This is a genomic window from Rhodococcus sp. 14C212, from assembly GCF_011058195.1.
GTDB lineage: Bacteria > Actinomycetota > Actinomycetes > Mycobacteriales > Mycobacteriaceae > Rhodococcus > Rhodococcus aetherivorans.
Window position 1 is genome coordinate 1 of the sequence record NZ_JAALEH010000154.1, and the last position, 7,857, is coordinate 7,857.

General features: G+C 71.8%; 5 protein-coding genes. 3 read left to right on the top strand and 2 right to left on the bottom strand.

The window, feature by feature from the left end; translation table 11 throughout:
• The coding region (locus G6038_RS29690) for a Pls/PosA family non-ribosomal peptide synthetase (protein ID WP_165042377.1) at positions 1 to 3,831 on the top strand (3,831 nt) is incomplete at its 5' end.
• Positions 3,828 to 5,189, top strand: a complete 1,362-nt coding sequence (locus G6038_RS29695) for a M1 family metallopeptidase (protein WP_165042383.1) — start codon at positions 3,828 to 3,830, stop codon at positions 5,187 to 5,189. The genes G6038_RS29690 and G6038_RS29695, both read left to right, overlap by 4 nt.
• Before the next feature lie 4 nt (positions 5,190 to 5,193).
• Here G6038_RS29695 and G6038_RS29700 read toward each other — a convergent pair whose 3' ends face one another.
• Positions 5,194 to 6,375: an MFS transporter gene (locus tag G6038_RS29700; RefSeq protein ID WP_240918857.1), complete on the bottom strand. Its 1,182-nt coding sequence runs from the start codon at positions 6,373 to 6,375 to the stop codon at positions 5,194 to 5,196.
• Between the two features lie 83 nt (positions 6,376 to 6,458).
• Entirely contained in the window at positions 6,459 to 7,100 is a 642-nt protein-coding gene (locus G6038_RS29705; RefSeq protein WP_165042379.1) for a GntR family transcriptional regulator, read from the bottom strand.
• A 130-nt stretch (positions 7,101 to 7,230) separates the two neighbouring features.
• Here G6038_RS29705 and G6038_RS29710 point away from each other — a divergent pair, with 130 nt between their 5' ends.
• Entirely contained in the window at positions 7,231 to 7,779 is a 549-nt protein-coding gene (locus tag G6038_RS29710) for a hypothetical protein (RefSeq protein ID WP_240918856.1), read from the top strand.
• Positions 7,780 to 7,857: the final 78 nt, after the last annotated feature.

A 7,857-nucleotide genomic window follows, 5' to 3' on the forward strand; every position in this document is an offset into this window, starting at 1 on the left:
GCCCCCCGCACCCTCGTCGACATCCTTCGGGCCACCGCCGACACCCACCCGGACGCCCCGGCCGTCGACGACGGCACCGTCACTCTCAGCTACACCGAACTCGTCGAGGAGGTCATCGCCCGCTCGTACCGGCTCGCCGACGCGGGAGTCGGCGCCGGTGACCGCGTCGGCGTGCGCATGCCGTCCGGCTCCAAGGACCTGTACGTGACGATCCTGGGCATCCTCGCGGCCGGCGCGGCCTACGTGCCGGTGGACGCGGACGACCCCGACGAACGCGCCGAACTCGTGTTCGGGGAGGCGATGGTCACCGCCGTCGTCACCGCCGACGGCATCGGCCCGGGCACCGCGCCGCCGTCGCCCGCGCCACAGCTGCGCGGCCCGCGCCTCGACGACGCCGCCTGGATCATCTTCACCTCCGGCTCCACCGGCACCCCCAAGGGCGTCGCGGTCAGCCATCGCAGCGCCGCCGCCTTCGTCGACGCCGAGGCCCGGCTGTTCCTGCGCGAGACCCCGATCGGGCCCGGCGACCGCGTACTGGCCGGACTGTCGGTCGCCTTCGACGCCTCCTGCGAGGAGATGTGGCTGGCGTGGCGGCACGGCGCGTGCCTCGTGCCCGCGCCCCGCTCGCTCGTGCGGTCCGGGATGGACCTCGGGCCGTGGCTGGTCTCCCGCGACATCAGCGTCGTCTCCACCGTTCCCACCCTTGCGGCGATGTGGCCCGCCGAGGCGCTCGAAGCGGTGCGGCTGTTGATCTTCGGTGGCGAGGCCTGCCCGCCGGACCTCGCCGAGCGACTGGCCGTGCCCGGTCGCGAGGTGTGGAACACGTACGGGCCGACCGAGGCCACCGTCGTCGCATGCGCGGCAACCATGGACGGCAAGGGCCCGATCCGCATCGGCCTGCCGCTCGACGGCTGGGACCTCGCCGTGGTGGACGCCGACGGCCGGCCCGTCCCCGAGGGCGGTACCGGCGAACTCGTCATCGGCGGCGTCGGACTGGCCCGCTACCTCGACCCGGCCAAGGACGCCGAGAAGTACGCCCCCATGCCGACCCTCGGCTGGGACCGCGCGTACCGCAGCGGCGACCTGGTCACCCTCGACCGCAGGGGCCTGCTGTTCCAGGGACGCGCCGACGATCAGGTCAAGATCGGCGGCCGGCGCATCGAGCTCGGCGAGGTCGACAACGCTCTGCAGAACCTGCCCGGCGTCGCCGGCGGCGCGGCCGCCGTGCGCAAGACCGCGGCCGGGCACTCGATCCTCGTCGGGTACATCGCCAGCACCGACCCGGGGTTCGACCTCGCCTCCGCGCGCGACCTGCTCGGCGAGCAGCTGCCCGCGGCCCTGGTGCCGCGGCTGGCGCTGGTGGACGAGCTGCCCACCCGCACCTCCGGCAAGGTGGACCGCAACGCGCTGCCGTGGCCGCTGCCCGGCGCCGAGGCCGACTCCGCCGAGGCCCTGGGTCTCGACCCGACCGCCGAGTGGGTCGCCGGGCTGTGGGTGTCGATCCTCGGCACCCCGATCGAGAGCATCGACGACGACTTCTTCGAACTCGGCGGCGGCTCCCTCTCCGCGGCCCAGCTGGTGACCGCCCTGCGTGAGCGCTACCCCGCGATGACCGTCGCCGAACTGTACGACCATCCGCGGCTCGGCTCGCTGGCCGAGTACCTCGACGACCTCGCGCCGTCCGCGGTGGTCGCGCCGCGGCAGGTGGCCCCCGTCCCGCGCCGGGCGCAGCTGCTGCAGCTGGCCGTCACGGTGCCGCTCACCACCCTGACCGGACTGCAATGGGTGACATGGCTGGCGACGGCGAACAACGTCTTCGCGCTGTTCGTCGACCTGCCGTGGCTCGCGCCGGTGTCGTGGTGGTGGGTGGCGCTCGGCATCCTGCTGTTCCTGACCCCGCTCGGCCGCATGTCCGTCGCCGTCGCCGGGACGCGGCTGCTGCTGCGCAACCTGGAACCCGGCACCTATCCGAGGGGCGGCAGCGAACACCTGCGGCTGTGGACGGCGCTGCGGCTGTCGGAGGCCAGCGGCGCGGTGAACCTGTCCGGGGCGCCGTGGATGCTGTACTACGCCCGCGCCCTCGGCGCGCAGGTCGGTCAGGGCGTCGACCTGCACAGCCTGCCGCCGGTGACCGGCATGCTCGAACTCGGCGACGGCTGTTCCGTCGAACCCGAGGTCGACCTGTCCGGCCACTGGGTCGACGGCGACGAGGTCCACATCGGCACCATCCGGATCGGCGCCGGCGCCACCGTCGGTGCCCGCTCGACGCTCGCCCCGGGCGCCAAGATCGGCAAGAACGCCGAGGTCGAGGCCGGCTCCGCCGTCTTCGGCCGCGTCAAGGCCGGCCAGCACTGGGCCGGCTCCCCTGCGCGGAAGGTCGGCAAGGCCGTACATCCGTGGCCCGCCGAGCCGCCGCGCCGCGCCGCGTGGTGGGTGCCGGTCTTCGGCCTCACGTCGGTGGCGCTGGCCTCGCTGCCGATCGTCTCGATCGCCGCCGGCCTCACGCTGGTCGGATGGTGGATCCACGACACCGCCGACCTGACCGACGCATTGATCCGCAGCGCAGCGATCCTGCCGGTGGCCGCACTGTTGACCCTGTTCGTGTTCGCCGCGCTCACGGTGCTGTCGGTGCGCGCCCTGTCCCTCGGCATGATCGAGGGCCACCACCCCGTCCGCAGCCGCGTCGGCTGGCAGGTGTGGGCGACCGAGCGCCTGATGGACAGCTCGCGCACGTTCCTGTTCCCGCTCTACGCCTCGATGCTCACCCCCGGCTGGCTGCGGCTGCTCGGCGCCGACATCGGCAAGGACGTCGAGGCCTCCACCGTGCTGATGGTGCCCAAGTTCACCCGCGTCGCCGACGGTGCCTTCCTCGCCGACGACACCATGGTCGCCAGCTACGAACTCGGTGGCGGCTGGCTGTACATCTCCCGGGCCAAGGTCGGCAAGCGCGCGTTCCTCGGCAACTCGGGCATGGCCGCGCCCGGGCGCCGGGTGCCCAAGTACGGGCTCGTCGCCGTGCTGTCCGCTGCCCCGTCGAAGGCCAAGTCGGGTTCCTCGTGGCTGGGCAGCCCGCCGGTGCGGCTGCGTCGCGCCGCGAACGACGGCGACTCGAGCCGCACGTTCGCGCCCCCGCTGCGGCTCCGGGTGGCCCGCGGCTTCGTCGAGACCTTCCGCCTGCTCCCCATGATCGTCACGTTCGGCATCGGCCTCGGCGTCCTGTTCGCCCTGCAGGCGCTGGCCACCGCGGCGGGGTACGGGCCGGCCGCGGCGCTGAGCGGCCTCGTGCTCATCCTCGCCGGCGCCGTGGCCGGCATCGTGTCCGTGACCGCCAAGTGGGTGGCCGTCGGGCGCATCGGCCGCGAGGAACACCCGCTGTGGAGCTGGTTCGTGTGGCGCAACGAGGTGGCCGACACCTTCGTCGAAACCGTCGCGGCGCCGTGGTTCGCCCGGCCCGCCACCGGAACGGCCGTGATGAACCTGTGGCTGCGGGGCCTGGGCGCGAAGATCGGCCGCGGGGTGTGGTGCGAGAGCTACTGGCTGCCCGAGGCCGACCTGGTGACCCTCGGCGACGGCGCGACGGTGGAACGCGGATGCGTTGTGCAAACGCACCTGTTCCATGATCGGATCATGTCCATGGACACCGTCACGCTCGGCGCCGGCGCCACCCTCGGCCCCCAGTGCGTCGCACTGCCCGCGGCCGGAATCGGAGCCGGCGCCACCGTCGGTCCCGCCTCGCTGGTCATGCGCGGCGACGTCGTTCCGGATTCGAGCAGATGGCAAGGCAATCCGATCGCACCGTGGTCACACCCGAGCGATTGGTCCCCGCAGTGAAGCCGGGCAACGACCCGAAGAAGTCGCGCGACAACGGCAGGACCGCGAAGCCGGACGCCCCGATCGATCCGTACCTGCCGCGCAGCGGCAACCGCGGGTACCGCGTATCGCGGTACGAACTCGACCTGACCTACCGGGTGGTGGCCAACCGGCTCACCGGCACGGCCACCGTCATCGCCACCACCACCGACACACGCGGGAAGTTCGCGCTCGACCTCGCGCCGACGATGCGGGTGACGAAACTGTCGGTCAACGGCTCCCGGCCCGCCAAGTACGCCCAGCGCGACGGCAAGCTCGTCGTCACCCCGGCCCGGAAGATTCCCGTGGGCGGGGTGCTGACGATCGTCGTCCACTATCACGGAACACCGAAACCGATCCGCAGCCCCTGGGGCGAGGTCGGCTGGGAGGAACTCGAGGAGGGATCGCTCGTCGCGAGTCAGCCCAACGGCGCCGCATCGTGGTTCCCCTGCGACGACCATCCCGGCGCGAAGGCCAGCTACCGGATCACGGTCACCGCCGACTCGCCCTTCCAGGTGATCGCGAACGGCACGCTGGTGCGCAGGACGACGAGGGCCAGCCAGACCACCTGGGAGTACGAACAGCCGGAACCGATGGCGACCTACCTGGCCACCGTGCAGATCGGGAACTACGAGACCCGCAGGGTGTCCAACGGGCCGGTGCCCCTCTACGCGGTGCATCCCCCGCGCCTGAAGGCGAACTTCGACCGGGACTTCGGCCGGCAACCACAGATGATGGACGTCTTCTCCCGGCTCTTCGGGCCTTACCCGTTCACGCACTACAGCGTCGTCGTCACCGCGGACGAGCTCGAGATCCCGATCGAGGCGCAGACCCTGTCGATCTTCGGCGCGAACCACTGCGACGGCAGCCGCGGCGAGGAGCGGCTCGTCGCGCACGAGCTCGCACACCAGTGGTTCGGCAACAGCCTCACTCCGTCGCGGTGGCGCGACATCTGGCTGAACGAGGGCTTCGCCTGTTACGCGGAGTGGCTGTGGTCGGAGAACTCCGACGGCCCGTCGGCGCACGTGATCGCCGTCGAGGCGCACCGTGGGCTCGGCCGCAAACCCCAGGACCTCCTCCTCGGCGACCCGGGTCCGGAGCTGATGTTCGACGACCGAGTCTACAAGCGCGGCGCCCTGACCCTGCACGCGCTGCGCCTGCGCCTCGGCGACGAGAAGTTCTTCGCGCTGCTGCGGCAGTGGACCGCCGAGCACCGGCACGGGACCGTCACCACCGAGCAGTTCACCGATCTGGCGGCGCGATTCGCGGACGCACCGCTGCGTCCGCTGTGGGACGCATGGCTCGCCGAGAAGGCTCTGCCGCCGATGCCCGAGCCGTGAGGTGTCAGGCCTGTGCTCGTTCCGGCAGGTGCGCCCGCCACTTGACCAGGACGAGCACCAGGCACGCGGCCGCCGCGACGGCGCCCACGACGAACATGGTCGGGTAGGTCAGGACCGGGTACGTCTGCGACAGGTACACCATGGCGGCGGGCACCGCGAAACCGAGATAGCTCAGCGAATAGAACACCGCGGTGAGCCCGGCGAGGTCGTCGGGGCCGGCGATGCGCTGCACCTCCTGCAGACCCGACACCAGCGCCATGCCGTAGCCGCAGCCCAGGACGACCGCGGCCAGCAGCGCCAGCGGCACGGTCAGCGCCGCGGCCGCGACCGCCGCCGTGACCATCCCCACCACGAGCAGCGTCAGCGCCACCACCACCGCCCGGGCGTTGCGGGGGGTGTCGATCCGGCGGCCCAGCGACTGGATCGCGAAACCGGCACCGAGGGCCACGACGCACAGCAGTGCCGAGAACGCGACCGGCGCGTCGCCGCTGTGTCCGGTCATCAGCGCCGGAATGATCGCGTAGGCCGAGCTCGCGGCACCGAACACCCAGGGGGCGACGGGGGCGATCACGAACAGGAAGCGGGCGTGCCCGGCCGCCGGGATCTTCAGATCCTCCCGCAGCGGGGTCCGTTCCACGTCCGGCTGCGCCGGCCGGGTCTCCGGCGTCCGGAGCAGCGCCGCACCGGCGCCGACGCTCAGCCCGATGTGCACGAGGTAGGTCAGGACGCTCGGCATCGGCGCCCACTGCGCGAGGGCCCCCGCGACCCCGGCCCCGACCCCGAAGCCGGCGGTCAGGCTCATCGCGGCCCGTCGCGCACCGGCACCGGGAGTCGCGCGCGGATCCCAGCGCGGGTCGGACAGTTCCTTCAGCCAGCTGCCGCCGACGGCCATGCCGAGACCGAGGGCGATCCCGCAGAGGATGCGACCGAGGATGAGGAGCGGTGCGGAGTCCGCCCCGAGGGCGAGCACCGCGGAACCGGCCAGGCCGACGAACGGCGCGGGCACCATGACCGGTCGCCGCCCCAGCCGGTCGGAGAGCGGGCCGCCGACGAGCAGGGCCGGCACGATGCCCAGGACGTACGCGAAGAGGAACAGGTCCACGACGACCGGCGCGAAACCGTGTTCGAGCCGGTACATCACGAGCAGCGGCGTGAACTCGTTGCCGCCCCAGGCGACGGTGAACATCGCGGCGGCCACGAGCAGCCACGTCCCGCGCGGGACCGTTTCCGTAAGCGCCGGCAGCCGACCGGGGTCGGTGGTAGTAACGGTCACAGTCGTCCCCCTCCGAGTCCGTGCACCTCACGCATGTGCACCTGAAGCGCCTCGTCGAACGCGTCGGCATCCCCGGCGGCGACGAGATCCGCCAGATGCGTGTGATCGGCGATGATCTTCTGCAGCTGCGCCGGATCACGAGCGACCGAACGCGCCGTCATCCGTCGCTGGCGTTCACGCAGGCTTGCGTAGAAGTTGTCGAGGAGCGGATTGCCGCCCGCCGCGACGATGCTGCGGTGGAAGTCCGCGTCGGCACCGCTGAAGGCGCCGACGTCCCCGCGCTCGGCCAGTTCCCCCTGGGTGTCCAGGCATTCGCGCAACGTGCGCTCGAGCTGTTCCCGCGCCCGCGGAGCCGACGCGACGGCGCGCACGGCGTGCGTTTCCAGCAGCCGGCGCGCGTCGACGACGTGCTCGGCCTCCCCGTCCGCCACCGGGACGACGAGCGCGCCCCGCTTGGGGTACAGGCGCATCCAGCCCTCGGCCTCGAGCCGGAGGAAGGCCTCGCGCACCGGGGTGCGGCTGCACGACATCCGTGCGGCGATCTCCCCTTCGCTGATCAGATCCCCGCCGGGCAGCTCGCCCGAGAGGATCAGCTCCTTGACCTCACGGTAGGCCGACTCGGCGGCTGAATACGACATAGACACAAGATGTATTTATACAGTAGGCGGCCGGTGGGCCGCCACGCGGCCCTGCCGGCTTGCCCACCGCGCAAAGGCTGCCCGCAGTGGGGTGGGGAAAGCCATACTCGGAGGCGATGAAGGGAGCGTGATGAGACCACCGCCGACGTGGGGCGACCGGCTGCACGTGGTTGCGATGGGCAGCGTCGCCGGCGGCGTGGCGGTGTACTGGCTCGACTATTTCACTGCCGGACATGTCAGATCGTCCGACGATGCCGCCTACATCGCGTTCGAGAACGCCTTTCCGGCTGCCGACGGGCTGATGGCCGCGAGCTTCGCAACGAGTGCCTGGCACCTGGCAAGAGGACGGACGGTCGCCGTCCCGTTGGGGATCGCGGCCGGCGGCGCGATGACATTCCTCGGGGCCATGGACACGCTGTGGAACCTCGAGCACGGCAGCTACCGGCACATGACTGCGGAAATGGCGGTCGAGACCGGCATCAACATCATCTCGCTCGTGTTCGGGCCGTGGACGGTTGCCCGGCTGTGGCGGCGGCGCGATCGACTCGCACACGAGACGGATCGGTTCACGAGGTCCGGTCACGGCCGTGAACGAGGCTTCCGCAAGGGAATGGCGGCGCCCCGGAAAAGACGCGGAAATGCCGGAAGCCCCCCAACGAGGTTGGGGGGCTTCCGGTAACGGGTGTTCGGCGGTGTCCTACTCTCCCACACCCTGTCGGGTGCAGTACCATCGGCGCTGGAGGGCTTAGCTTCCGGG

Coding starts and splice junctions, on each gene's coding strand:
- G6038_RS29700 (WP_240918857.1), bottom strand. CDS start 6,375: ATGTTCACCGTCGCCTGGGGCGGCAACGAGTTCACGCCGCTGCTCGTG.
- G6038_RS29705 (WP_165042379.1), bottom strand. CDS start 7,100: ATGTCGTATTCAGCCGCCGAGTCGGCCTACCGTGAGGTCAAGGAGCTG.
- G6038_RS29710 (WP_240918856.1), top strand. CDS start 7,231: ATGAGACCACCGCCGACGTGGGGCGACCGGCTGCACGTGGTTGCGATG.